General features: G+C 65.2%; 23 protein-coding genes. 11 read left to right on the top strand and 12 right to left on the bottom strand.

Annotated elements, in window-relative coordinates; all coding sequences use genetic code 11:
- Positions 1-165 precede the first annotated feature (165 nt).
- Positions 166-1,185 carry a FecR domain-containing protein gene (locus HNS03_RS04130; RefSeq protein WP_367193322.1) on the bottom strand — a complete coding sequence of 340 codons (1,020 nt, stop codon included), beginning with the start codon at positions 1,183-1,185 and terminating at the stop codon, positions 166-168.
- A gap of 174 nt (positions 1,186-1,359) precedes the next feature.
- Between HNS03_RS04130 and HNS03_RS04135 the strand changes: the two genes are divergently transcribed.
- Both HNS03_RS04135 and HNS03_RS04140 read left to right on the top strand, forming a co-directional pair.
- A complete protein-coding gene (locus HNS03_RS04135; RefSeq protein ID WP_367193323.1) occupies positions 1,360-2,511 on the top strand; it encodes a tetratricopeptide repeat protein in 1,152 nt (383 codons plus the stop codon).
- Positions 2,512-2,602: 91 nt separating this feature from the next.
- On the top strand, positions 2,603-4,768 hold the full coding sequence (locus tag HNS03_RS04140; RefSeq protein WP_367193325.1) for a CHASE2 domain-containing protein: 2,166 nt from the start codon (positions 2,603-2,605) through the stop codon (positions 4,766-4,768).
- 201 nt (positions 4,769-4,969) lie between these two features.
- On the opposite strand, the gene HNS03_RS04145 is transcribed toward HNS03_RS04140, so the two are convergent.
- Both HNS03_RS04145 and HNS03_RS04150 read right to left on the bottom strand, forming a co-directional pair.
- A complete protein-coding gene (locus tag HNS03_RS04145; RefSeq protein ID WP_367193326.1) occupies positions 4,970-5,755 on the bottom strand; it encodes an SDR family NAD(P)-dependent oxidoreductase in 786 nt (261 codons plus the stop codon).
- Positions 5,756-6,011: 256 nt separating this feature from the next.
- Positions 6,012-7,934 (bottom strand): propionyl-CoA synthetase, encoded by a 1,923-nt coding sequence (locus HNS03_RS04150; RefSeq protein ID WP_367193328.1) that lies wholly within the window; start codon positions 7,932-7,934, stop codon positions 6,012-6,014.
- Between the two features lie 160 nt (positions 7,935-8,094).
- On the opposite strand from HNS03_RS04150, the gene HNS03_RS04155 reads away from it, so the two are divergent.
- Complete coding sequence (locus HNS03_RS04155; RefSeq protein WP_367193330.1) at positions 8,095-8,862, top strand: sulfite exporter TauE/SafE family protein; 768 nt, start codon at positions 8,095-8,097, stop codon at positions 8,860-8,862.
- A gap of 145 nt (positions 8,863-9,007) precedes the next feature.
- On the opposite strand, the gene HNS03_RS04160 is transcribed toward HNS03_RS04155, so the two are convergent.
- Positions 9,008-9,208: a YdcH family protein gene (locus HNS03_RS04160; protein ID WP_367193332.1), complete on the bottom strand. Its 201-nt coding sequence runs from the start codon at positions 9,206-9,208 to the stop codon at positions 9,008-9,010.
- A 341-nt stretch (positions 9,209-9,549) separates the two neighbouring features.
- On the opposite strand from HNS03_RS04160, the gene HNS03_RS04165 reads away from it, so the two are divergent.
- The 5 genes from HNS03_RS04165 (at position 9,550) to HNS03_RS04185 (ending at position 13,254) form a co-directional block, all read left to right on the top strand.
- On the top strand, positions 9,550-9,756 hold the full coding sequence (locus HNS03_RS04165) for a YdcH family protein (RefSeq protein ID WP_367193333.1): 207 nt from the start codon (positions 9,550-9,552) through the stop codon (positions 9,754-9,756).
- A 212-nt stretch (positions 9,757-9,968) separates the two neighbouring features.
- Positions 9,969-10,466, top strand: a complete 498-nt coding sequence (gene purE / locus HNS03_RS04170) for a 5-(carboxyamino)imidazole ribonucleotide mutase (protein ID WP_367193335.1) — start codon at positions 9,969-9,971, stop codon at positions 10,464-10,466.
- Positions 10,459-11,580, top strand: a complete 1,122-nt coding sequence (locus tag HNS03_RS04175) for a 5-(carboxyamino)imidazole ribonucleotide synthase (protein ID WP_367193337.1) — start codon at positions 10,459-10,461, stop codon at positions 11,578-11,580. The genes purE and HNS03_RS04175 overlap by 8 nt, the downstream gene beginning before the upstream one ends.
- Before the next feature lie 287 nt (positions 11,581-11,867).
- Complete coding sequence (gene rpsU, locus HNS03_RS04180) at positions 11,868-12,089, top strand: 30S ribosomal protein S21 (protein WP_367193339.1); 222 nt, start codon at positions 11,868-11,870, stop codon at positions 12,087-12,089.
- A gap of 295 nt (positions 12,090-12,384) precedes the next feature.
- Positions 12,385-13,254, top strand: coding sequence for a tetratricopeptide repeat protein (locus HNS03_RS04185; protein WP_367193341.1), 870 nt, complete (start codon positions 12,385-12,387; stop codon positions 13,252-13,254).
- A gap of 63 nt (positions 13,255-13,317) precedes the next feature.
- On the opposite strand, the gene HNS03_RS04190 is transcribed toward HNS03_RS04185, so the two are convergent.
- The 3 genes from HNS03_RS04190 to HNS03_RS04200 are packed head-to-tail and all read right to left on the bottom strand — an operon-like array spanning position 13,318 to position 16,193.
- Entirely contained in the window at positions 13,318-13,827 is a 510-nt protein-coding gene (locus HNS03_RS04190) for a MarR family winged helix-turn-helix transcriptional regulator (RefSeq protein ID WP_367193342.1), read from the bottom strand.
- Positions 13,828-13,879: 52 nt separating this feature from the next.
- Complete coding sequence (locus HNS03_RS04195; RefSeq protein ID WP_367193343.1) at positions 13,880-15,028, bottom strand: alpha-hydroxy acid oxidase; 1,149 nt, start codon at positions 15,026-15,028, stop codon at positions 13,880-13,882.
- Positions 15,029-15,032: 4 nt separating this feature from the next.
- Complete coding sequence (locus HNS03_RS04200) at positions 15,033-16,193, bottom strand: mandelate racemase/muconate lactonizing enzyme family protein (protein WP_367193344.1); 1,161 nt, start codon at positions 16,191-16,193, stop codon at positions 15,033-15,035.
- A 165-nt stretch (positions 16,194-16,358) separates the two neighbouring features.
- Here HNS03_RS04200 and HNS03_RS04205 point away from each other — a divergent pair, with 165 nt between their 5' ends.
- From HNS03_RS04205 to HNS03_RS04215, 3 genes are all read left to right on the top strand, one after another.
- Positions 16,359-17,321: a Bug family tripartite tricarboxylate transporter substrate binding protein gene (locus HNS03_RS04205; RefSeq protein WP_367193346.1), complete on the top strand. Its 963-nt coding sequence runs from the start codon at positions 16,359-16,361 to the stop codon at positions 17,319-17,321.
- A gap of 31 nt (positions 17,322-17,352) precedes the next feature.
- Positions 17,353-17,823 carry a tripartite tricarboxylate transporter TctB family protein gene (locus HNS03_RS04210; RefSeq protein WP_367193348.1) on the top strand — a complete coding sequence of 157 codons (471 nt, stop codon included), beginning with the start codon at positions 17,353-17,355 and terminating at the stop codon, positions 17,821-17,823.
- A 136-nt stretch (positions 17,824-17,959) separates the two neighbouring features.
- On the top strand, positions 17,960-19,450 hold the full coding sequence (locus HNS03_RS04215; protein WP_367193350.1) for a tripartite tricarboxylate transporter permease: 1,491 nt from the start codon (positions 17,960-17,962) through the stop codon (positions 19,448-19,450).
- Positions 19,451-19,577: 127 nt separating this feature from the next.
- Here HNS03_RS04215 and HNS03_RS04220 read toward each other — a convergent pair whose 3' ends face one another.
- The 5 genes from HNS03_RS04220 to HNS03_RS04240 form a co-directional block, all read right to left on the bottom strand.
- Complete coding sequence (locus tag HNS03_RS04220; protein ID WP_367193351.1) at positions 19,578-20,621, bottom strand: NAD(P)-dependent alcohol dehydrogenase; 1,044 nt, start codon at positions 20,619-20,621, stop codon at positions 19,578-19,580.
- 48 nt (positions 20,622-20,669) lie between these two features.
- Entirely contained in the window at positions 20,670-22,301 is a 1,632-nt protein-coding gene (locus HNS03_RS04225; protein WP_367193353.1) for a molecular chaperone GroEL, read from the bottom strand.
- A 110-nt stretch (positions 22,302-22,411) separates the two neighbouring features.
- On the bottom strand, positions 22,412-23,248 hold the full coding sequence (locus tag HNS03_RS04230) for an iron-sulfur cluster assembly protein (RefSeq protein ID WP_367193354.1): 837 nt from the start codon (positions 23,246-23,248) through the stop codon (positions 22,412-22,414).
- Positions 23,249-23,253: 5 nt separating this feature from the next.
- Positions 23,254-24,276 carry an amidohydrolase family protein gene (locus HNS03_RS04235; protein ID WP_367193356.1) on the bottom strand — a complete coding sequence of 341 codons (1,023 nt, stop codon included), beginning with the start codon at positions 24,274-24,276 and terminating at the stop codon, positions 23,254-23,256.
- A 78-nt stretch (positions 24,277-24,354) separates the two neighbouring features.
- Complete coding sequence (locus HNS03_RS04240; RefSeq protein WP_367193358.1) at positions 24,355-24,723, bottom strand: MmoB/DmpM family protein; 369 nt, start codon at positions 24,721-24,723, stop codon at positions 24,355-24,357.
- Positions 24,724-24,728 lie beyond the last annotated feature (5 nt).

A 24,728-nucleotide genomic window follows, 5' to 3' on the forward strand; every position in this document is an offset into this window, starting at 1 on the left:
CCATATCTCCTTGGTCTTGGTGTCTTGGTCTTGGCAGCAACATGGCGCTGAATGGCCGCAAGTACAATCACGAAGCCGGGGGACACGAACGCAGACCATCTCCGCGCCGGTTCTTGCGAGAAACCAGCGTCCGTTTTCCGTCAGCCAGCGGAGGGGGCCCTGACCCTAGCCGTTCGGCGCGGTGCCGGGGTCCTGCTGGGTTTGCGGATCTGGCTCGGTGACCTCATCGGGTTCCGGCGTCTGGACCGGTTCCGGCTCCGGCTCGACGACGGGTTCCGGCTCCGGTTCCACAACGGGTTCGGGTTCGACCACAGGCTCGGGCTCGGGTTCCACGGTCGGCTCAGGCTCGACGGTCGGTTCCTGGACCGGCTCCGGCGGCGGTTCGGCGTTGCGAACCGCGTCGCGCTGGTTGATCTGGTCGGCATCGTCGCGAGCGGGATCACGGATATAGCGCGGCAGATCGTCGAGCTGCAGATGCCAACCATAAAGCGGGAACGAGACCGGACCGACCAGCCGGCGCAGACTGCCGTCCCACCGCTTCGGACCTTCGATCCGCCCGCCCGGCCGCACCAGAAGATAGGTCCCGGTCCGCACCAGCCCGACACAACGGCCGCCGACGCAGACATCGCTCGCCCCTTCCTCCAAGATCACGATCACGAAGGTCGGACGCACGAAGATATCGAGGATCGTGCCGCGCACGCCGATGGTCGCCACCGGTGTCTCGATCGAATAGGACTGGGGCCGGGACGAGCCGGAGACGAACCGCAGCGCACCGCGGGTGATCTCGACCGTCACGTCGCTCGCCCGCCCGCTGCCGGCATAGACGAACTTATCCAGCATCACCGCCGATTGCGGACCGATGTTGAGGCTGGTTTCGTCCAGGAAGAGAAGCTGGGCGTTGGAGCGGTCGCCGGTGACGATGGTTTCGTCACGAAACACCTCGCCGCCGACGGCAAGCGGCCGCTTCTGGCCGCCGGCATCGCCGGTGACATCGCGCACGACGGTGGAACTGACGCCGATTCGATCCGGCGCGGCGATCGCCGGCGCCGCTCCCATGGACACCGCGATCGCAGCCAACGCAATCGAACGAACCTGTCGGCGCACCGTCTCGAAGACCTGGGCCATGGTGCCCGCGCTCCCCGCGTCTTGCCCGCGCCGGCGCTCCAGCACGGCGACCTCGCTCATTTTGGCAAGATTAATACATCAACGGGCGCTGCGTCGTGTGATTCCAGTCACAATGTTTGCATTTTCCGACCGAAACGACTTTTCCTGCAGATGCCAATTGAACAAAAAACACGTAGACTCACCTGAGATAGCTTTTCGCGTGTCGTCGACCCTCGTCTTGTGGACCTGCTGCGCATGGCGTTCCGGCCCGGGCTGATCCTTTGGTTGCTCGGCGTGCTCGTTGTCTGGACGGGCGCCCCTGTTGCGTTCGCCGCAGGCGACGGGTCGCCGGAGATGACGGCGCTCTTCGAGCGTATTCTGGCTGACCCGACCGATGTCGACGCCAACCTCGCCTATGCCCGGCTCGCCGAGCGCATGGGGGAGCGGCGCAAGGCCCTTGCCACCTACGAGCGGATCCTGATCAACGATCCCGGCAATGCCGAAGCCCGTCAGGGGCTTGCCCGTGTCCGCCGCGCGATCGAACCCGCCTGGACCAACCTCACCGTCTCCACCGGGATCGGCTACAACTCCAATCCGCTGCAGCGGCCGGACACCGCCGACCGTCCAGGCAGCGTGTTCGGGCTGATCGACGCCCGCTTTCGCGACGAGCGCCCGCTTGGCTGGTGGCGCTGGCGCACCGAGCTGTTCGGCGGCGGCCGGCTCTATGAAAAAACCCACCAGATGAGCAACGGCTACGTCGGCGGCGAGATCGGGCCGCTGCTTCCGGTGGCCGGCCGCGCAGCGGTGCGTCCGATCGTGATCGCCGGCTATCGCTGGCTCGACGGAACCGATCTCTACGGCGAGATCGGCGGCGGTGTCGAGGTTGAGGGCCGCTTTCAGGGCGCCCTGCAGGCGCTGCGGCTCGCCGCGGTCTGGCGCGACTACGGCGAGGACTGGTCGTCGGATTCCGGCCCGGTGATCGATCTGGCGGGTCGCTTCTCCCGCCCCGCCCTGCTGTTCGACAACGACGCCCTGTTCATCCGCCCCCGGGTCCGCTGGTCGGATGTCGGCTCCAACCCGGTCTCCTATCTTCCGACCCAGTTCGAGGTCGGCAAATATTGGGAGATCGGCGGCCGGATCGACTATCGCATCGCCTGGACCGATGTCGTCACGACCGGCATTGGAGCTGCGCTTTATCAGCGCTGGTTCGCCGATCCGGTGATGTCTGGCGCCGACGACCGCTCGGACACCTATTTCGCGCCCGGCGTAAACGTCACCTTCTCCAACCTTCTGACCGACTCCGTCGACCTCCGCCTCGACTATATCTACCAGATGCAGACCTCGAACGATCCGTCCCGGGAGTTCGACGCCCACCTGGTCACCGGGCGCGTCGTCGGCCGCTTCTGATGGCGGGCCACGGGTCCGGACGGCAAGTATGAACCGGCCAGCCGCTAGGTCTCGTCGGCACAGGCGGCGGACCCGCATCGGGGTCGGTGTGGTGGCCCTTGCCGTCGCGCTTTGCGCACTCGCTTTGCGCATCGCGGAGCCGTCTGCGCTTGCGCAACTGCGTAACCTCGCCTTCGACGAATATCAACGCCTCGCCCCGCGCCCGTTCGATCCGGATCTACCCGTCAAGATCGTGGCAATCGACGAGGCCGCACTTGCCGCCCTCGGCCAATGGCCATGGCCGCGCCGGGTACTTGGCGAGCTGGTCGACCGATTGAACGCGGCTGGCGCGGCCGCCATCGCGCTCGACTTCGCGCTCGCGGAGCCGGACCGGAGCGATCCGAGGGCTGCGCTCGCCACCCTGCCCGACAGCGCGGACCGCGACCGCCTGCTCCAGGCCCTGCCCCCAGCCGACGCCGGAGACCTTAGCCTTGCCAAGGCCTTATCCAATCTTCCGAGCGTGCTCGGATTGATCCTGACCCACGGCGAGAAGCACGGAGAGGTTCCGCACAAGGCCGGCTTTGCCAGCGCCGGCGACGATCCGCGTCCATTCCTGCCGGCCTTCGAAAGCGTCACAGCCCCACTGCCGCCCCTCGCCGAGGCCGCAAGCGGTCTCGGCGCGATGAACTGGCTGCCGGACCGCGACCAGATCGTGCGCACGGTGCCGCTTCTGTTCCTGGTCGACGGCAAAGTCGTTCCATCGCTTGCCGCAGAGGCCTTGCGCACTGCGCAAGGTGCGTCGACCCTCGTTGCGCGCGCCTCCAACGCCAGCGGCCAGACCGCCTTCGGCGCTGCCTCCGGCATCAACGCGGTCAAGATCGGGGCGGTTGTGATCCCGACCGATGCCGCCGGTGCCGTTCGGGTCCATTTCTCCGAGACCGATCCGAGCCGGCTCTTGTCGGCCGGAGACGTCCATACCGGCGACTTCGATCCGGCGGAGGTCGCCGGCAAGATCGTGCTGCTCGGCGCCACCGCCCCCGGCCTGTTGGACCTGCGCGCCACGCCGCTGGAAGCGGCCGTTCCCGGCGTCGAGATCCACGCCCAGCTTCTGGAGCACATCCTGTCGGGCGCGACGCTGAAGCGTCCGGACTGGGCCTCGGGCCTGGAAATCCTCGCCTTCGCCGGGCTCGCCATCCTGATTGCGGTCGCCGCCGGCCTGCTGCCGGTGCGCTGGAGCTTCGGGCTCGGTGTGGTGGCGATCGCCGGCTGGGTCGCGGCGAGCTGGTTGGCCTTTTCCCGTGCCGGCCTGCTCGTCGATCCGACCTTTCCCGCCCTTGGCACTGCCTCGGTGCTGTTTGCGACCACCGGCTATGTCGGCATTCGCGAGGAGCGTGACCGCCGCCAGATCCGCTCCGCCTTCGGCCGCTATGTGGCGCCGGGGCTGGTGGAGGAACTCGCCCGCGATCCCGACCGGCTGCGGCTGGGCGGCGAAATCAAGGAGATGACCATCCTCTTCACCGACATGCGCGGCTTCACCACCGTCTCGGAGGGCATGGATGCGGAGCGGCTGACGGCCTTCGTCAACGCCTTCCTCACCCCGCTCACCGATGCGGTACTGACCCATCGCGGCACCATCGACAAATATATCGGCGACGCAGTGATGGCGTTCTGGAATGCGCCGCTGGACGACGACGATCACGCCCGCCATGGCTGCGAGGCCGCCCTTGCCATGCTCCAGGCGATTGAGGCGTTCAACGCCGGCGATCACACCTATCCGAAGGTGGCGATCGGGATCGGCCTCAACACCGGCCTGTGCTGCGTGGGCAACCTCGGATCGGTGCGCCGGTTCGACTATTCGGTGATCGGCGACGACGTGAACATCGCTTCAAGGCTGGAAGGGCAGACCAAGTCCTACGGCGTCTCCATCATCGTCGGCGAGGCGACGGCCCACGCGGTGCCGGACTTCGCCCTGATCGAGTTCGACCGCGTCCGGGTGAAGGGCAAAACGCGACCGATCAGCCTGTTCGCGCTCATGGGCGGCGCTGAGCGGGCCGCCGACGCGAGCTTCCAGGCGCTGAAGGCGGCAATGGACCGGTTCGTCGCCGCCTACCGGGCCGGCCACTTCGTGGAGGCCGCCAAAACCCTTTCCGCCGTGGAAGCGGCGGACAATGGCGGTCTGGCGACAATCATCGCCCTCTATCGAGAGCGGCTTCTGATCCATGGCGAAGGCCCCGCCCCTGACGGCTGGAGCGGCGTCCACGATCTCCTGACGAAGTAGCGCCTTAGACCCGTTCCGCTTTTCTTCGGCTTTGCTGGTTCTTTCCCGCAAAGCCGGACGGAAAACCGCTTCGCACTTTTCCTGGCTTTGCCCTCTACCCTCGCAAAGACGGACGGAAAACCGCTTCGCACTTTTCCTGGCTTTGCCCTCTACCCTCGCAAAGCCGGACGGAAAACCGCTTCGCACTTTTCCTGGCTTTGCTTAGTCCTCAACCGGCACGACGTAGTTGAGCGGCAGCCGCCCCCCGTCGGCATAGACGGTCTGCCCGGTCATATAGCTCGCCTGATCGGAGGCCAGGAACGCCACCACGGAGGCGATCTCGGAGGGCTCGCCCAGCCGCCCGGCCGGCGTGCGCGACAGGATGGTGCGGCGCGCTTCCGGGTCCTCGGCGACCTTCGCCAGCATGTCCGTGCGGATCGAGCCGGGACCGACCGCGTTGACGCGAATGCCGTAGGGCGCGAGCGACAAGGCGGACGCCTTGGTAAGCTGATTGATGCCGCCCTTGGAGACGGAATAGGGCACTTGGTTGGCAATCGCGAACACGGCATTGATGCTCGACATATTGACGATCGCGCCGGGCGGTCCGCCCGCTTCCACGCGCTCCACCATATGCTTGGCCACCGCCTGGGAAACCAGGAACGCCCCCTTGAGATTGACCCGAAGCACCCGGTCGAAATCGGCTTCTTCGAGCTCCAGGAAATCGGCGCCCACGAGAATGGCGGCGTTGTTCACCAGGATGTCGATCTCGCCGAACGCCTCCAGCGTCGCCGCCACCAGGTTGCGCACGTCCAGCCGCTCGCCGACATCGCAATCGATCGCGATGACGTCGCCCAACGCCTTCAGCTCCTTGGCGGCCTTCTCGGCAAGCTCGTCCTCGATATCGGCGATGACGACCTTGGCCCCCTCTTCCAGGAATCGCCGCGCCACGGCGTAGCCGATCCCGCGCGCACCGCCCGTGACGATCGCGACCTTGTTCTGGAGCAGCATGTTCGAGGCTTCCTTTTCCGTTCAGACGGTCGTGCCGCCGATCGGATCAAACGGCAGCTTCGCGCAACGGGTCCATCGGGTCCCGTCGCGCGGCTCACGTTGCCTGAACCGCCGTGCCGGTTCAATCGGACGAAAGCGCTCCAATTTTAGGCAGACGTTCCCCTCCGCCGTTTCCCGAACGGCGGAGAGAAAAAGCCGTTCCATTGCCGCAATTTCGGGCGGGAAATCGCATTCCGCCCCTCCCGAGCGGACCGGTTCAGCTCGCCACAGCCTTGCCGACGCCCCGATCTCGGATCGCCGCTTCGATCTCGTCGAGAATCGCCGGATCGTCGATCGTCGCCGGCATTTTGTAGCTTTCGCCGTCGGCTATGGAGCGCATGGTGCCGCGCAGGATCTTGCCGGACCGGGTCTTCGGCAGCCGGTCGACCGTGATGACCAGCTTCAGCGCCGCCACCGGACCGATCTGACCGCGAATGCGCTGGACCAGCTCGCGTTCGATCTCTTCATGGGTCTGGGTGACCCCGGACTTCAGGACGATGAAGCCGCACGGCACCTGGCCTTTCAGGGAATCGGTCACGCCGATCACCGCGCATTCGGCCACTGCCGGATGGCCGGAGATCACCTCCTCCATCCCGCCGGTGGAAAGCCGATGTCCCGCGACATTGATGATGTCGTCGGTGCGCGACATGATGAAGAGATAGCCGTCCTCGTCGACATAGCCGGCGTCGGAGGTCTGGTAGTAGCCAGGGAAGGCTTCCAGATAGGCGCGCTTGAAGCGGGCATCCTCGCCCCAAAGCGTCGGCAGATTGGCGGGCGGCAATGGCAGCTTGACCACGATGTTGCCGAGCGCCCCGGGGGCGACCGGCTGGCCGCCTTCATCCACCACGTGGATGTCGTAGCCCGGCATGGCGACCGTTGGGGACCCGAGCTTGACCGGCAGCCGCTCGATCCCGACCGGATTGGCGGCGATCGCCCAGCCGGTTTCCGTTTGCCACCAGTGATCGATCACCGGCACGCCAAGGGCGCGCTCCGCCCACTGGATGGAATCCGGGTCGGCCCGTTCGCCGGCCAGGAACAGGGTCCGGAAGCGCGCCAGATCATAGTCGGCGATCAGCTTGCCGTCCGGATCTTCCTTCTTGATCGCTCTCAGTGCCGTCGGCGCCGTGAAAAGAGCGGCCACGTTGTGTTCGGCGACCACTCGCCAGAACACGCCGGCGTCGGGCGTGCCCACCGGTTTGCCCTCGAACACCACGGTGGTGCAGCCGTAGAGCAGCGGCGCGTAGACGATGTAGGAATGGCCCACCACCCAGCCGACATCGGAGGCCGTCCAGAACACCTCCCCCGGCTCCAGGCCGTAGATATTCTTCATCGACCAGGCGAGCGCGACCATGTGGCCGCCCGTGTCGCGAACCACGCCCTTGGGCTGGCCGGTCGTGCCGGAGGTGTAAAGAATATAGAGCGGATCGGTCGCAGCGACCGGCACGCACGCAACGGTGCGGTTTTCCGCCTCCGCCCCGGCCGCAAGCGCGGTCAGGTCGCGGTCGATCGGCTTGTCGAGCGTGGCCGGATGCTCCTCGCGCTGCCAGACCAGCACGGCGTCGGGCTTGTGGGTCGCCTCTTCGATCGCCGCGTCCACCAGCGGCTTGTAGGCGACCACGCGGCCGGGCTCCATGCCGCAGGAGGCACACACGATCAGCTTCGGCTTGCTGTCATTGATCCGGGTGGAAAGCTCATGGGCGGCAAATCCGCCGAACACCACCGAATGGACCAGGCCCAGCCGGGCGCAGGCAAGCATGGCGACGAGCGCTTCCGGGATCATCGGCATATAGAGGATGACCCGGTCGCCCTTGACGGCACCCTGGTCGGCCAGCACGGCGGCCATCGCCTGCACGTCGCGCAAAAGCTCGGCGTAGGTAATGGTGCGCTGCTTCCCGGTGATCGGGGAATCGTAAATGATCGCCGCCTGTCCGGGGCGGCCGCGCTCCACATGGCGATCGACGCAATTGTAGCAGGTGTTGGCGACGGCATCGGGAAACCAGCGGCCGTAGACGCCGGCGTCCGGATCGAAGCCCCGTTCCGGCGGCGTGATCCAGTCGATCGCGTCGGCCGCCTTCAGCCAGAACCCCTCCGGATCCGCCTTCCAGGCATCGTAGACTGCGCGATAGGTTGTTTTGGTCATGGCGTCCTCCCGAGATCGTTCCGCCGGCGACGAGAATGGGTTAGATCATCGCCCGCTGACAAGTCGCTCGCCGGGCGCGCCGATCGATCGGCGATGACACGAAACCATCCTCGCCCGCCTTGCCAAAAATCAAATCGACGTCTGCCGAACCAAGGACTCCATGATCACCGATCCGATCTTTTATCTTTGCGCCATTCCCGCCGTCATCGTCGTCGGCATTTCCAAGGGCGGCTTCGGAGGATCGATCGCGCTGCTGGGCGTACCGCTGATGACGCTGGTGATCTCTCCAATCCAGGCGGCCGGGATCATGCTGCCGATCCTGGTGCTGATGGATCTGATCGCGGTCGCGAGCTACCGGCGGACCTTCGACAAGACCGTCTTGATCATGACGCTACCGGGCGCATTCGTGGGCATCGCGCTCGGCTATGCGCTGGCGTCGTCGGTGGACGAGGCCATGGTGCGCCTGATGGTAGGGCTGGTCGCCGTCGTCTTCTCGCTCGACCATTGGGTTTTGAAGCGCAGGCGCCCGAGCGACCATGTGCCGCCCGCCCACAGCCCCGTGAAGGGAACGCTCTGGGGCGCGCTTGCCGGCTTTACGAGCTTCGTCAGCCACGCCGGCGGTCCACCCTACCAGATGTACGCGATCCCGCTGCAGATGGAAAAACGCATGTTCGCCGGCACCGCGGTGATGTTCTTCTTCGCGCTGAACGTTACCAAGCTGGTGCCCTATTTCCTGCTCGGCCAGTTCTCCACCGCCAACCTGGAAACCTCGGCGGTGCTGTTTCCGGTGGCGATCGCCGCCATTCTGCTCGGCATCTGGCTCGTGAAGGTCGTGCCCCAAGAAGCGTTCTACCGGGTGCTTTACGTGTTCGTCTTCGTGGTCGGGCTGAAGCTGATATGGGACGGCGCCACGAGCCTCTTGATGTGAGGCGGCATCGAATCAATCAAAAATAGAAAAACAAAAAGTTCTCCGCCTTCCCTCGGAAGGCGACGCCGACGGATTTTTGTCGATGTCGAGATCGGCGAAGGCCGCCTTGGGATGCCTTGGCCTTCGCCGCGTCTCCGGTCCGCTGTTACGACGCGACCGCGCTGTGGTTCCCGTTCATAGGCCCGCCTCGAAGGCGTTCGATCTCGTCTTTCAGCGCCAGCTTTCGGCGCTTGATCGAGGCGACGGTGAGGTCGTCGGTCGCAGGCTGCATCATCGCCGTGTGGAGCTCCTGCTCAAGCGCCGCATGGCGCCGTTCGAGCTCGGCAACGTGCGCTTCCATCGTCATCGCGTACCTCCCGAATAGGGTATCAACAAAGACAGTCTGCCACAGCCGCAAGGGGCTGCAACAATTAGAGTTGGGGCCTCTTGGCCAGCTTGGAAAGGGTTCGCCGGCGAACAAATCATCCATTCGCGCCCGGCATGCGAAAACCTCCCGAAAAGCGGTGATCCATGCTATAGCACCCTCGCTTCAGGCGAAGCGTTAGGTTGGCGGCGCCGGCAGCATGCGCGCGGATATCCCCGCACGCCCCCCGGTGCATTTTCCGTTCGGAGCTCCCGGCGCTGAACGAGATGGGAACGGCTCAATTTGTCGAAATCACGACCCGGCACGGCAGGAGTTGGTCGGCCATGAGTGAGGAGAATGCGGAGACGCCGCTTCAGGAGCTGGTGCGCCTGAAGGAGGAGCACCGCGACCTGGATGCGGCGATCGAAGCCCTGGCGGGCAAGGGCGTCAGCGACCAGCTCCAGATCCAGCGGCTGAAGAAGCGCAAGCTCCAGTTGAAGGACCGCATCCACTATCTTCAAGACGTCCTGCTTCCCGACATTATCGCCTGACGCCTTGCGGTCTTCCGATCGCCCGCTGCGTCTCGCCTGCCGCGTCGGGCACGAAGAGATCCCGTCTCCGGCTGAGGAGATCCGCACGGGCCGCCTTGCGCCCGCGCCTCCGCTTCGCTACATCGCCGGCTTTCCGCAGTTCGTGCGAACCGGCATCGCGGTGTGACGATCGCCGCTCGCCGATTGGATCGAGACGAGAGGAGCCCTCCGCCATGGCTTCATCCGCGCCCCCGGTCGCGGTCATCATGGGCAGCCAGTCGGACTGGAGCACCATGCGCCACGCCACCGAGACCCTGGACGCGCTCGGCGTGGGCTACGAGGCGCGCATCGTCTCCGCCCATCGCACGCCCGAACGCATGGTCGACTTCGCCAAGTCGGCGAAGGCACGCGGGGTCAAGGTGATCATCGCCGGCGCCGGCGGTGCGGCCCATCTTCCGGGCATGACGGCGGCGCTCACCACGCTTCCCGTGTTCGGCGTGCCGGTGGAAAGCCGGGCGCTCTCCGGCGAGGACAGCCTGTTGTCGATCGTGCAGATGCCGGCGGGCGTTCCGGTGGGCACGCTGGCGATCGGCCGCTCCGGCGCCGTCAACGCCGCCCTTCTCGCCGCCTCGGTGCTAGCCCTTTCCGACGCGCCCCTGGCCGATCGGCTCACCGCCTGGCGCACCCGCCAGAGCGAGGCCGTTGCGGAGTTTCCATCCGACGATGTCTGACATCCCGACCGCCGGCGCGCTGTCGCCGGGCGACACCATCGGCATTCTGGGCGGCGGACAGCTCGGCCGCATGCTGGCGCTTGCCGCAGGCCCGCTCGGCCTCGATTGCCACATCTTTTGCCCCGATCCCGACAGCCCCGCCTTCCGGGCCGCCAAGACCGCGACCGTCGCCGACTATACCGATGCCGCCGCGCTCAAGGCGTTCGCCGAAGCCGTCGACGTGGTCACCTACGAATTTGAGAATGTACCGGCGGAGACCCTGGCCCATATCGCCCCGCACGCGCCGATTCGGCCGGGCGAGCGCTCGCTGTCGATCTGCCAGGACCGGCTCTCCGAGAAGCACTTCCTGACCGAGGCCGGCATCGCGGTCGCCCCCTATGCGGCGATCGACAGCGTCGACGATCTGAAGGCCGCGCTCGCCGACATCGGCGCCCCGGCGATCCTGAAGACCCGCCGGTTCGGCTATGACGGCAAGGGCCAGACCAAGCTGCACAGCGCCGATGACGCCGCGCGCGCCTTCGACGAAATCGGCGGCCAGCCCGCCGTGCTGGAGGGGCTCGTCGATTTCCGCATCGAGTGTTCCGTGGTCGTCGCACGCGGCCTCGATGGCGCGACCGCCGTCTATGACATCGCGGAAAACGCCCATGCCAACCACATCCTGAAATTCAGCCGCGTGCCGGCCGCAATTTCGGAAAAGACCGCCACGGAGGCAGGCGAGCTCGGTCGGCGGGTGGCGACCGCCCTCGATCATATCGGCGTGCTCGCCGTGGAACTGTTCGTGGTGGGAGACGGGGCGGACGAACGGCTGGTCGCCAACGAGATCGCTCCGCGCGTTCACAATTCCGGCCATTGGAGCCAGGACGGCACCGCCGCCTCGCAGTTCGAGAACCATATCCGGGCCGTGGCGGGCTGGCCGCTGGTCGCCCCTGCCCGCCATTTCGACGTGGAGATGGAAAACCTGATCGGCGCCGATGTCGATCGCTGGCCCGCCCTTCTTGCCGAGCCGGGCGCGCATCTCCATCTCTATGGCAAGCGCGAGGCCCGTGCGGGCCGGAAGATGGGGCACGTGAACCGCGTGCGCCCGATCGCAAACGCGCCGAAAAGCATGCGCTGAGCGTGGACAGGCACGGGCCGATCTGATAGATAGCCCGCTCTGTTGCGCTTTCTGCGCGGCACGGGCCGCCGTCTCGGAAGCGAGGCCGGCGGGTTTAGTTTGCGCTCTCAGGTGCGAGAGCGATCCGATTTTTCCGCTCGATCTGGCGCGGCTGCAGGATGGCTTCATCCGGCGGACCTGCGTTTCTTACGGTCGGGCTTCGAACCATTTCCGGCTCCCGCCGTTCTCTTCGGGATCGGAAACGGGTCCAGAACCGAAACTGAGACAGGCGAAAGCAGGGCAGATACGTGCAAGTTCTCGTTCGTGACAACAACGTCGACCAGGCTCTCAAGGCACTTAAGAAGAAAATGCAGCGAGAGGGCATCTTCCGCGAGATGAAGATGCGCAATCATTACGAGAAGCCGTCGGAGAAGAAGGCGCGCGAAAAGGCGGAAGCCGTTCGCCGGGCGCGCAAGTTGGCACGCAAGCGGGCGCAGCGCGAAGGTCTGCTTCCGGGCAAGAAGCGCTAAGGCGCTTCCCCGAGCGGGCGGCGGCTGATGTCCGTGTGGCCCGCTCCTGGATCTCGATCGATCGCATTTCTTTTGGTCGGGGGAAGGGTGTCCGCCGCAAGGCGGTCCTGGATCAGGGACAACGGTCCCCATTTGGCGATCGCGGCGGACCCACGCCTTTTTCTGAGACCGAAGCGACCGCTTCAAGGCCTTCGATCAACCGATCACAAGACTGCGACTCGGAAATCCTGCGGGTGACATCGCGCTTCGGACGCGCCAGAAGGCAGGTCGGACGATGCAACGCAAGAGGCGGGTGATGGTGTCATCCACGCGGAATCGCTTTGGCGCGATGGGACGCGTCGCGCTCCTGGGCTCGCTTGCGATAGCCCTGGCAGCGTGCCAGAGTGGCGGCGCGGGCCTCTCGGGATCAAGCAGCGTTCTCGACCCGCGGGCCGGCTCTTCGGTGAACATCGCCTCCCTCACCAGCGTGGTCGAGGCCAACCCGAACGATCCGACCGCTTACAACATCCGCGGCACCGCCTACGGCCAGGCCGGCGACAATCGCCGTGCGCTGGAGGATTTCGACCGGGCGATCCAGCTCAATCCGCGCTACTACCAGGCCTATGCCAATCGGGCGCTGGTCTATCGCCGCATGGGCGAACTCAACGCGGCGCTGAAGGACTACAACTCCGCGCTCGCGATCGACCCGTCCTACGACGTCGCCCTGATCGGCCGCGGCAATCTGTTTCGCCAGAACGGCAACTACAGCCGCGCCCTGCAGGACTTCAACACGGCAATCCGTGTCGATTCCTCCGATGCCCGTGCGTTCCACAATCGCGGCCTGATCTACCAGGCCCAGGGCCAGCACCAGCGCGCCATTGAGGATTTCGCCACCGCGATCGGGCTCGGCCCGAACAATCCGGAGCCCTACAACGGGCGCGGCGTGTCCTATCTCGCGCTCAACGACATCGATTCGGCGCTCGACGACTTCAACCAGGCGCTCGCGCTCAATCGGAGCTACGCCGAGGCCTGGGCCAACCGCGGCCTGGCGTTGGAAGCCAAGGGCGATCTGAACAAGGCGCGCGCGGCCTACAACCGCGCCCTCACCTTGCAGCCCGGCTACGCTCCCGCCAAGGAAGGCATCCGCCGCGTCGATTCCGGCAAGCCGCCGATCATCGGCGGCTAGGGTCAGGACCCACAATCCGGACGGCCAACGGGTTTCCACTTGGCCTGGAAACGCTCCAGCGAATCAATCTGATCCGGCGAGCGTCGCATCCATCTTTGCGTCATTCAGACCGGCGACGATGTCTTTCAAGGCGGCCAGCAGCATCGGTTTGCGGTCCGCGCCAATGATCTCGTCGAGCCGGCGCATATGGGTGTGCGCCTTCACCGCGATACGCTCGTAGACGATCCGGCCCTCGGCCGTGACGTGACTGGCATAGGAGCGGCGATCGTCCTCGAGGCGGACCCGCTCGATCAGCCCTTTGTCCTCCAATTGTCGAAGCCCGGCCGTCACGCTGGATTTGTCGCGCCCGCTGGTGCGCGCCAGCACCGTCTGGGTAATGCCGGGATTTTCGAAGATGAGCGACAGCAAAGCGAAATTGCCGGGCTTCAGCGAATCGGGGCCAAGCACCTCGGAGAAGTCGTGGAACGCACTCTCGTAGGCAAGACGGAGGTAGAACCCGATAAATTCCTCCAGGAGGCCGAGCTCGACCTCGGACTGGGGGCGGGCCTCACGTGTGCTTTCTACAATCGTCACGACGTCATCCATCTCCAATGGGCCCGGACCGAGCCGGCACGCGCTCACCACCTCAGCCGAGGCACAGGCAGTCTGTAAAGGCCCCCCGGTCGGCGATATCGCTCAGACCGATTTGGCCCATGGCATTGACGAGTTCCGCTCTCAAGAGCTCGAACACGCGCTCCGCCCCTTCTTGTCCATAGGCGCCGACGGCAAACACGAACGGCCGGCCCATCAGCACGAAGTCGGCGCCAGCGAGCAGACCCTTCAAAATGTCCTCCCCGCTGCGGATGCCGCCATCGAGCAGCACGGTGAAATCGGGCCCGAGCGCGTCGCGAACGGCTCCGAGCGCATGCAGCGTGGCCGGTGCGGACGCGAGCTGGCGCCCGCCATGGTTCGACACGACGACTGCGTCGGCGCCTCGGCGCGCCGCCTCCACCGCGTCTTCCGGCGACAGCACCCCTTTCAGGGCGATCCGGCCCTTCCAGGTTTTGCGAATGTGGTCGAACAGCGCCCAGTCGAGCCGGCCGGAGCTTTGCGAAGCCATGAACTCGGCAAGCGAACTGGCGGAGCTGTTCTTGGTGTAGCGCTCCAGATTGCAGAATCTCGGCGATCCGGAGCGCGCAATCGCCCAGGACCAGCCCGGATGGATCGCGACGTCGAGGGCCATCCGCACGCTCGGCCGCAAGGGCAGCATGAAGCTGTTGCGGATATCGCGCAGGCGCTTGCCCGGCTTGGGCACGTCTGCGGTGACCAGCAGCGTCTCGTAGCCGGCGGCCTCGGCCCGATGCAGGAGATCGTCGACGATCCGTTGCTCCCGCCCGACATAAAGCTGGAACCACGAGACCGTCGGCGCAGCGGTACGAAGCTCTTCCAGCGTGGCAGTGGCCGGCGTCGAGGCCGTGTAGGGCGCGCCAGCGCGCTCCGCCCCCGCCGCAAGCCAGCCATCGATGCCGGGCCAGGCGATGCCGGCCATGCCGATCGGCGCGACACCGAATGGCACCCGCCACGTCCTGCCGAAAAGCGTGGTTTCGGTCGCAAGGTCGCCGTCGACGTTGCGCAAGATCCGCGGCACCAGCGTCGCCTGCCGATAGGCCTCCACATTGCGGCCCAGGCTGGCCTCGTTTCCCGCCCCGCCATCGATAAAATCGAAGGCGAAGCGCGGCAGCCGCCGCCGCGCTCTGAGACGAAGATCGTCGACCGAACTCCAGCTTCCCGCCATCGCCTCAGCCCTTGCCGGCTCCGCGCGACGTCGGCCGCTGCGCAAACGCGCGCAACGCGTCCCCGTTAGCGGTGAAGCCGAGCCCTGGCGTGTCGGGAAGCTTGAGCATCGAGCCCGAGCGTTCCGGCAGGTCGCCATAGAGCGCTTTGCACATTTCCACGGAGATGAGGTGCCACTCGACCAGCCCGCCATTGGCCAGTCCCGCATGAAGATGCATGTTGTGGAAGGGGAACGCACCGCCGTTGGCGATCTCGACATTGTGGGCCTGCGCCATGCCGGCAATCTTCAGGCCCGCCGTGAACCCGCCGCAGATCACGACATTGGGCTGGATCACGTCGACCGCGCCCCCCGTCAACAGATCCCGGAAGCGGAAAAGCTGCCCCTCGTTTTGACCCGCGGCCACCGGAAGGCCGGTCTGTTCGCGCAAGCCGCGCATATGGGCGACGTCGTTGTCGCGCACCGGCTCCTCGAAGAAGGAGATGTCGAACTCCGCCAACCGATCGGCGAGGAAGCGCGCCCAGGTCGGGTCGAGGCTGCAATTGGCGTCGATATAGAGCTCCGCCTGCGCACCGATCGCCTCACGCACCACGCGCACGCGCTCAATGTCCTCCAGCACATGCTCGCGCAGATCCCGGTTGTGGCCGCGCCGTGCCAACGCATGATGGCCCACCACCATCTTGAACCGCGTCACGCCATCGGCTTTGAGGTGGCTTGCGGCAGCGGCGAGCTGGTCGCGGTCCAGCGAGCCGAACCCGAACGTCACATAGAGCGGAACTTCGTTCCGCGCCCCGCCGAGCAGCCGCCAGCACGGCTGGCCCGTCGCCTTGCCCAGGATATCCCACAGCGCCAGGTCCACGGCGGAAACGACGTGGCTGCCATAGCCGGTCTGGCCGCGCGGCGTCAGCAACCAATAGAGGCGTTCCGCGATTCGCTCGCGATCGAGAGCATCGAGCCCGATCAGATTCGGGGCCGCCACCTCGCGCACCGCAGCCGCAACGACCTCCTCGTCCGTAATCGCGGTATAGCCGTGCCCGACGACCCCGTCGGCCGTGCGAATTTCCACCACGACGCACGACAGGGCGGTTTCCGCCCTCACCTCGCCGAGCGGCAACGTGACGGGAATGTAGGCTGGATAGGCCGTTACCTCCTCGATCGTCAGGTTCACGCGTTTCTCCCTTTTCCTCGTTTCACTGCGTCGGCAGATGCGACTTTGAAAAAAACCATACGAGATCGTTGACAACAAGAAAGTTGGATAAAAAACTAATCGGCGCAGATCAAGCAAGAGGCGCGTCGATGCGCCCGATCGATCCCACAGGGAGGAAGGAAACCGATGAGACCCTTCATAGTCGCCGCCGTCGCTGCAGCCCTCGGCTTCGGTGCAGCCGTTCATCCGGCGAAAGCGGAATATCCCGATAAGCCCATCAAACTGATCATTCCGTTCCGCGCGGGCGGCGGCAGCGACGGGCTCGCGCGCGCCGTGCAAGCCGCCGTCGACAAGCACGACCTGCTGCCCGTGCCGCTGGTGGTGGTCAACGCCGACGGCGCCGCGGGCACGGTCGGCACCCGTCAGGTGCTGAATGCCGAGCCGGATGGCTACACGCTTCTGCAGATCCACCAGGAGATGTTCGCCGTCTCCGCCCTCGGCCGTGTCGAGTACACGCCCGCCGACCTGCAGCCGGTCATCCAGGCAAGCGAGAGCTGCCTGTTCGTCGCGGTTCCGATCGAATCGGAGTTCCAGACTCTCGAGGAGTTCCTGACCTACGCCAAGGAGCATCCCGGCGAGATCAAGCAGGCCGACGACATCGGCAGCTCCACCCACTTCCCCTCCGCTCAGCTCATGCAGCAGGCGGACACCCAATGGGCGATCGTGCCCACCGGCGGCACGTCCAAGCGGTTTGCCTCCATGAAGGGCGGCTTCACCGACATGGCGCTGATGTCCGCACCTTGGCTGACGAAGGGCAAGAACGACCTGCGCCCGCTCGCCGCCCTCGGCAGCGAGCGCTTCGACGACAAGCCCGACCTCGCCACCGCCAAGGAGCAGGGCTATGACGTCGAAGGCTGCTTGCGTCGGCGCTACTGGGCGCCGGAAGGCACGCCGCCGGAGCGGGTCGCCTATCTCGCGGACGTTCTGACGAAGGCGCTTCAGAGCGAAGAAGTCCAGACCTACCTCGACCGCAACAGCGAGGACCTCAAGATCCTCGTGGGCGAGGAATTGCAGGCGGCGATCGACGCAGACTACCAGTCCTATCTCGACCTGGCCGACCTGGTAAAACAAACCTCGACGAAGAACTGATCCGGCCATCCCCATCCAAAGGGCAGATCGGATGACATTCGCCGGACTTGGGAAAAATGCGGCTGCGATGGTCTTCCTGGCCATCGCGGCCGTCGTCGCGGGGCTGGGGCTCTATGCCTTGGCCTCGGTGGCCAGCTCCCCTTACGAGCCGCTCGGAACCGCCGCATTTCCGCGGGCCGTGGCCATCATCACGCTGGCACTCGTGCTGATGAAGAGCCTCGCCCTGGTGCGGTCCGCGGTATCCCACGAGGAAGAGCCGGAGACCCGACGCCTGCATCTTGGGCCGGCGAAAATGCTGGGGCTCGCCGTCCTCTACCTCCTGGCGCTTTCAAGGACAGAGATCGATTTTCGGATCGTCACCAGCCTCTTTCTGTTCGTCGCAACGTGGACGATGGTCGGCCGGCTCTCGGCTCGCGCCCTTGTGGTGCTCCTCGCCTTCGCCATTGCAACCAGCGTAGGGCTCGATCTTCTGTTCAAGCACTTTCTCTACGTCGACCTTTGAGACGTACGGCCCGAACAGCGGCTAGCCCCGTTCCGCTTCTCACGGAACCACCGAGCGGGTCTCAGTTATTGTTTCGACGCGTTTCCGGACGGCCAACCGGGGTCCACTTGGCCTGGAAACGCCCTAAAGGCGCACAATGCTCGACATTTATCTCTACGTTTTCACGACCGGGTTCGTCTGGGTCCTGATCGGAACGGCGGTCGGCATTCTGGTCGGCGCCATTCCCGGCCTGTCGGGCGCGGTGGTGATCTCGCTGGCGCTGCCGACCACCTATTTCATGGACGGAGGCGATGCGCTTCTGCTGCTCGTCTCCATGTATATCGGCGCCACGACCGGCGGACTGATCAGCGCGACCCTGATGCGGATGCCGGGTACGGAAGCCGCGATCATGACCACGCTGGACGGCTACCCGATGGCCGCCGGCGGACAGCCGGCCCGCGCGCTTGGCCTCGGCGTCCTCGGCTCGTTCGTGGGAGGCCTGATCGCCTGGGCGATTTTGGCCGCTCTCTCGCCACCGCTCTCGCTGGTCGCGGTTCGGTTCGGACCCTACGAGATCTTCGCAATGACCGTCGTCGCGCTGACGCTGATTGCGGCGGTGTCGCGGGGGTCGCTCCTCAACGGCCTGCTTGCCGCCGCCCTCGGCGCCCTGTTCTCGATGCCGGGCATCGATCCGTCGTCCGGCAGTCTCCGGCTCACCTTCGGCCTTTCCAGCCTCGACAACGGCTTCGCGCTGCTGCCTGTCATTCTGGGCGTGCTCGTTCTCGGCCAGGTGCTCGTCGATTGCGAGAATGCCGGCTCGCCCATCACGGAGCGGGTCCGCGCCTCGGCGCGCGTCTCCATGCGACTGCGCGACCTGAAGACCTATGCCGGAACCTTCATCAGCTCGTCGGTAATCGGTTCGTGGATCGGCATTCTTCCCGGTGTCGGCGGCACCACCGCGTCGATCGCCGCCTACTCGGTCACCAAGGCGCTGTCCAAGACGCCGGAGCGCTTCGGCCACGGCGAAGAGCGCGGGATCATCGCGGCCGAGAGCGCCAACAACGCCGGCACCGTCGGCGCGCTGGTTCCGCTCATCACGCTGGGCATCCCCGGCTCCGTCATCACCGCGATCCTGCTCGGCGCGATGGTGATCCACAACCTCAATCCGGGGCCGCTCCTGTTCGCGGAAAATCCCGAGGTCGCCTACACCGTCATTGCCGGCGCGTTCGCGGCCAATGTCGCCATGCTCGCGATCATGTGGGTCGCAACCCCGCTCCTCTCCCGGCTGATGTACGTCAATAAATTCTACCTGTTTCCGGCGATCGTGGTGTTCTGCTTCATCGGAGCTTTCACCGTATCGAGCCGGTTCTTCGACATCTGGGTGATGCTCGGCTTCGCCGTCCTCGGCTACGTGATGGCGAAGGCCCGCATGCCGGCGGGGCCGTTCATCATCGCCTATATTCTCACGCCGATCGCAGAAACCAACCTGCGCTCCGGGCTGGTGATTTACGACAGCAGCTATCTGCCGCTCATCACCCGGCCGGTCTGTGCCGCATTCCTGGCGCTCGCCGCGATTTCTCTGATCTGGTCGTTGTGGTCGGAGCTGAAACCGGCCCGGCGGCAGACCGAAGGCGGCGACACGGAATAAACCGCACCGCCGCCTTTGAAGGGACCGGGCCGTCGCGATGAACTTCACCGGATAGACGACGACCCTGACCTATTCGCTTGCCGCGTTTCCGGACGGAAAACCGGTACCCACTTTTCCTGGAAACGCTTTACGGCACGATGACCCCACGGCCGGGAAAGCGTCGATTCTTGAAGTCGTCGATCGCAGTGTTGATGTTCGCGAGATTGTATTCGCTGTAGTGCATCTTCACCTTGCCGTCCGCGTTGAGCTCCATCAGCTCGACCAGCTCGGTGAAGTTGCCCACCAGGCTGCCGCCGATGTTGATCTCCTCGATAACGAGCTGGATCGTCGGCACCTCGATCGTGCCGCCATAGCCGACGACGAAAAGCTGGCCGCCCTTGCGCACCATCTTCCAGCACACATTCTCCAGCCCGAGCTCGCCGACGAAATCGATGACCACGTGGGCGCCGCCGCTGGTGATCTCCTTGACCTCCTCGATGACGTCCGGCCCGCCCGACAGCACGAAATCCGCGCCAAGCTCCTTCGCGAGCTGCTGGGCCGCGGGCTCCTTGTCGATGGCAATGATCCGACAGCCCGAGATCGCATGCAGCGACTGCAGCGCGATGTGGCCGAGCCCGCCGATCCCGAACAGCACGCAGTAGCTTCCCGGCCGCAACAGCTTGGAGGCACGCTTGGCGGCCCGGTAGGCGGTGATGCCGGCATCGGCCAGCGGCGCTACCTCAATCGGCATGATGCCCTTCTTCAGCTTGATCAGGGACCGCTCCGAGGTCACGAAATATTCCGCGAAGCCGCCATTCATGCCGAGGCCCGGGAAACTGCCGTTCTCGCAATGCATGTCTTCGCCATGGCGGCAGTTGAGACAGACGCCGCACGAGCGGAACGGGTGGCAGATCACCGCGTCTCCCGGCTTCACGGACTTCACGCTCGGGCCGACCTCCTCGACCCAGCCAGCGTTCTCATGCCCCATGATGTAAGGCAGCAGGTGTCCGTCCGGATCCATCGTCGGCTTCCAGATGCCCTCGATGATGTGCAGGTCGGTGCGGCACAGGCCGGCGGCTCCCACCCGGACGATCACCTCATCGGGCTCCGTGATCGTTGGCTCCTTCACCTCCTCCAGTTTGAGCTGCACGTTCATGGCCGGATCGTATTCGTAAAGCATGGCCGCTTTCATGGACGCCTCCTCACATCTTCGGTTGTCTTGGATGAACGCACCCGGCCGTCAGGGACGGCCGAGCAGCTCCGCGCCGCCACCGCGGGTCGGCCCGGCGGTCGGGTCTTCGTCTTCCGCCAAATCGCCGACAAGTGTCTCCGTGGTCAGGATCAAGGTCGCCACCGAGGCGGCGTTCTTGAGCGCGGAGACGGTCACGCGCAGCGGGTCGATGATGCCGGCCTCGTACATGTTGCCGAAGGTGCCGGTGGCGGCGTTGTAGCCATATCCGCCGTTGACGCGCGTCACCTCGGCGACCACCGCGTCGGCTTCCGAGCCGGCGTTGGAGGCGATCATCCAGAGCGGGCGAACCAGGATCGCCCGCACCAATTGCACGCCTTCCGCGACATCGCCGTCGACTGCGTCCTCGATCGCATCGAGTACCGGCGCGATCTGCGCCAACGCCGAGCCGCCGCCGGCCACCACGCCGTCCTCGAACGCCGCGCGCACGGCCGCCAGCGAATCCTCGATGAGCTGGATCACCCGCTTCTGCTCGACCGGCGTCACGCCGCCGGCATGAAGCACCGCCGTGCCGCCGGAAAGCTTGGCGAGGCGTTCGCGCAGCTTGTCCTGCTCGATGTTGGGCGGGGCATTGTCATATTGGCGCTGAACCTGGGCCCGGCGCGCGGCAATCTGGGCCTGATCCCCTTCCCCACCGATCACGGAGGTATAAGAGGCGCTGGTTCGCACCTGCTCGGCGGTGCCGAGATCCTCCGCGGTGACAGCTTGCAGCGAGCCGCCGAGATCCTTGGCGATGACGCGGCCACCGGTGAGGATCGCCAAATCCTCCATCATGGCCTTGCGCCAGTGACCATACTCCGGCGGATGCACCACCAGATAGCGGCCGACACCGCCCTTGCCGAGCAACGTGACGACGACGTCCGGCGCCACCTCCTCCGCCACGATCATCAACGGCCGCCCGGCCTCGTCGGCGATCTTGCGGGCCGCGTCGAGCTCGACGGGATCCTTGATCTTCAGGTCGGTCATCAGGATCAGCGGCCGGTCCAGCACGACCTCCATCTTCTCCTGATCGGTAACCATGTGATGGGAGAGATAGCCGCGATCGAACGACATGCCCTCGACGACGTCGAGCCAGGTTTCGGTCGTCACGCTGAAGTCGGTGGAGATCACACCGTCGCTGCCGATGCGCTCGAACGCCTCCGCCACCAGCGCCCCGAGCTGCGGGTCCGTGGCGGCGATATCGGCGACCGCGCGCAACATTCCGTTGCCCTGGGTCTTACGGGCCGACGCCGTCAGCGCCTTGACGACCTCTTCCACGGCAAGGTTGATGCCCTTGCACAGATCGACCGGCTTGCTGCCGCGTTCCGCGGCATCGACACCGCCCTGGATCAACGCGTTGGCCAACACGATCGCCGTGGTCGTTCCGTCGCCCGCGACCTCGTTGGTCTGCATGGAGACCTCGCGCACCACCTGCGCGCCCATATTCTCGAAGCGATCCGGAAGCTCGATCTCGCTGGCGATGCTGACGCCGTCGCGAGTGATGATCGGCGTTCCGATCGGCCGATCAATCATCGCGTTCAGCCCTTTCGGGCCAAGTGTCGGCTCGACGGCGGCGGCAAGCTGCGCCACGCCACGGGCGAGCGCTCGTCGAGCGGCGGACTTGTGAAGCAGATATTTGGACATAAGAGCTCCTCCCGCACCGCTGCGTGTCCAGCCGGCGCGCTCGTGTTCTGTTCTGGTTGGTGTTGAAGGCCGCCGGAGGTCCGGCGACCCTCGGCCATCGTTGCCGCGCCTCAGGCGCGCCGATCGTGCTTGTCCATCTCTGCGGCGGGCACGGAACCAGGGATGAAATCCACCAGTGTCAGGTCGCCCTTGACCGAGGGCCGCTCCTTGTAGCGGCTCGCCTTGAGCCCCCGGCATAACGCGCCACTGAACTCCATGTTGACGCGCACGGCCCGCAGCCGTCCGAGGTGGTCGTCGAGCTCCTGGGCGGGGATGGGGGCGCCATCGAACTGCACGAAGGCGGGGTCTTCCGCCCCGGAAACAAGCCCTTGCCGGCGCGCCAGCATCAGATAGCGCGGGCGCTGACGCCGGGCCTCCGCCGCGATCTCGTTGGAGGCGTCCGTCCGGGAAAGCGGTGTGAAGTCCGCCTCGGCCAGCTCGTCAACCGTCATGGCGACGATCGCCTCCGCCGACCACCCGGCCACTCGCAACCCCAAGAGCAAGGCCTCCTGCCGACGGTCGAACGCCTTGCGCGCGAATTTCGCCCGTAATCCATCCATGTCCTCGCCGGTGGAGAGGTCGTCGAAGATCTCCTCGAACCCCCGCCCATCCGCAACGGCCGCATTCAGCCGATCGGCGAACATGTGATCGTGCAGGGTCACCCGCACCTCACGCGTCCACGGCAGCGCCGACAGCTCTCGGTGGATATCGTCGGCCATGAGAAAGGCGAAGTTGGGCGAGCACCAGTAGGTGGGCAGTCGGAAGGCAACCTCGACATCGCCGTCGTCGGCCACGCCGAGCGCTTCGATGAAGCCCATGTCCGTCACCGGCTCGTCCAGCTCCGGGTCGTTCACGAAGTCGAGGCGTTCCCACGCCTCGACCTCCCGCCTGTCTCTCTCGCAGACCATGGGGCTCACTCCGCCGCCACCGTGACCGGCATGTCCGCGAACTGCTTGCGCTTGGCCGCAATGTCGATGTCGTAGAGCGCGGCCGCATTCAGCCCGAGGATCTTCTCCTTGATCTCCGGCGTGAGCTGCACGCCGCGGGCCTGGGCAATGTCCTCCGGGATCTCGAAATCCCAGAACCGTTCCACCAGCCACTTGGGCGTCCAGATCGCATAGTCGGAGGCAAACAGAATGTTGTCCTCGCCGACCCAGAACAGGAGCTCGGCCATGATCTCCGCGAAATAGCGCGGCCGCGAGTGGATGAACGGCAGCGCCACCGCCAAACCGCCATAGACGTTCGTCTCCTGCACCGCGATCCAGCAGAAATCGTCCAGGCGCGGCAGGCCGCAATGCTCCACGATCCAGCGCAGATTCTGGAAATCCGTGGCGGCATAGTCCACGTCGTGGACATCGAAGGCATCCTTGCTCAAGGGCAGGATGGTCGGGCCCTTGTGGACGTGGATGTTCTTGATGCCGAGCTTCTCGCAGAGCTCGAAGCAACGATAGGCGTTGGGATCGTTCAGCTTCCAGCCCTTGGACTCGCCTCGCCACTCGGCGGTGTAGAGCTTGATGCCCTGGATGTCGTAGGTCTCCTTCATGAAGTGGATATATTCGAGCGCCAGTTCGCCATCGCGCGGATCGAAGGAGCCGTTGACGATGAACCGATCCGGATAGCGCTCGGCCATCACCGAGTTGCTTTCCAGCGTATTGAACCCGTTCTTGTAGAAGTCCTTAAGGTAAGTGGACTGGATGATCGCGACATCGTCCGGACCGTCGACGAACAGATCCCGGTAAAGATCTTCCTCGGTGTATTTCTCGAACTTCGCCTTGTCCCAGAGCTGATCCGGCGGGCTCAGCGCCATGTGATAGGCATAGAAACATTCGATGAACTGCTTGCCGTGAATGTTGCGCTGATTTTCCGGCGAGCCATCCCAGAAATGGGCGTGGCCGTCGACGACGAAGATTTCCTTGCCTTCGGGCGTGATAAACATTGGTTTCCTCCCCAGGATTACGCGGATACCCGCGGCTCGCCGGCAGATCACCAAAGAGCCGCGGCCTTGCTCTTCGGCTCAGATATATTCCATCACCTCATCCATGTTTCCGAACAGGATCACGGTATTGTCGTCGACACGAACCATCCGGCCGTAGTGTGTCGAGGTATTCACCTCGAACATCTCCGCCGTCATGTCGCGACCGAGATAGTCGCTGATCTCATCCATCTTGAAGATCAGCTTGTCGTGTCCGTCGATGCGGATGAGAGCCGGCTGATAGGTGACAGTGACACCGTCCTTCTTCGACATGAACTCGGCGATCGCGCGGGCTTCGACGGAGTCGTTCATGGTCACGCCGCACTGATCGGAGATGGTCTGCTCGAAGGTGATGTCCTTCATCGACTTGAAGATATTGGCGTGTGAGGAGTCGCGGGCTGTATTCGACATTTCGG

This window comes from Amorphus sp. 3PC139-8 (assembly GCF_040750475.1).
GTDB lineage: Bacteria > Pseudomonadota > Alphaproteobacteria > Rhizobiales > Amorphaceae > Amorphus.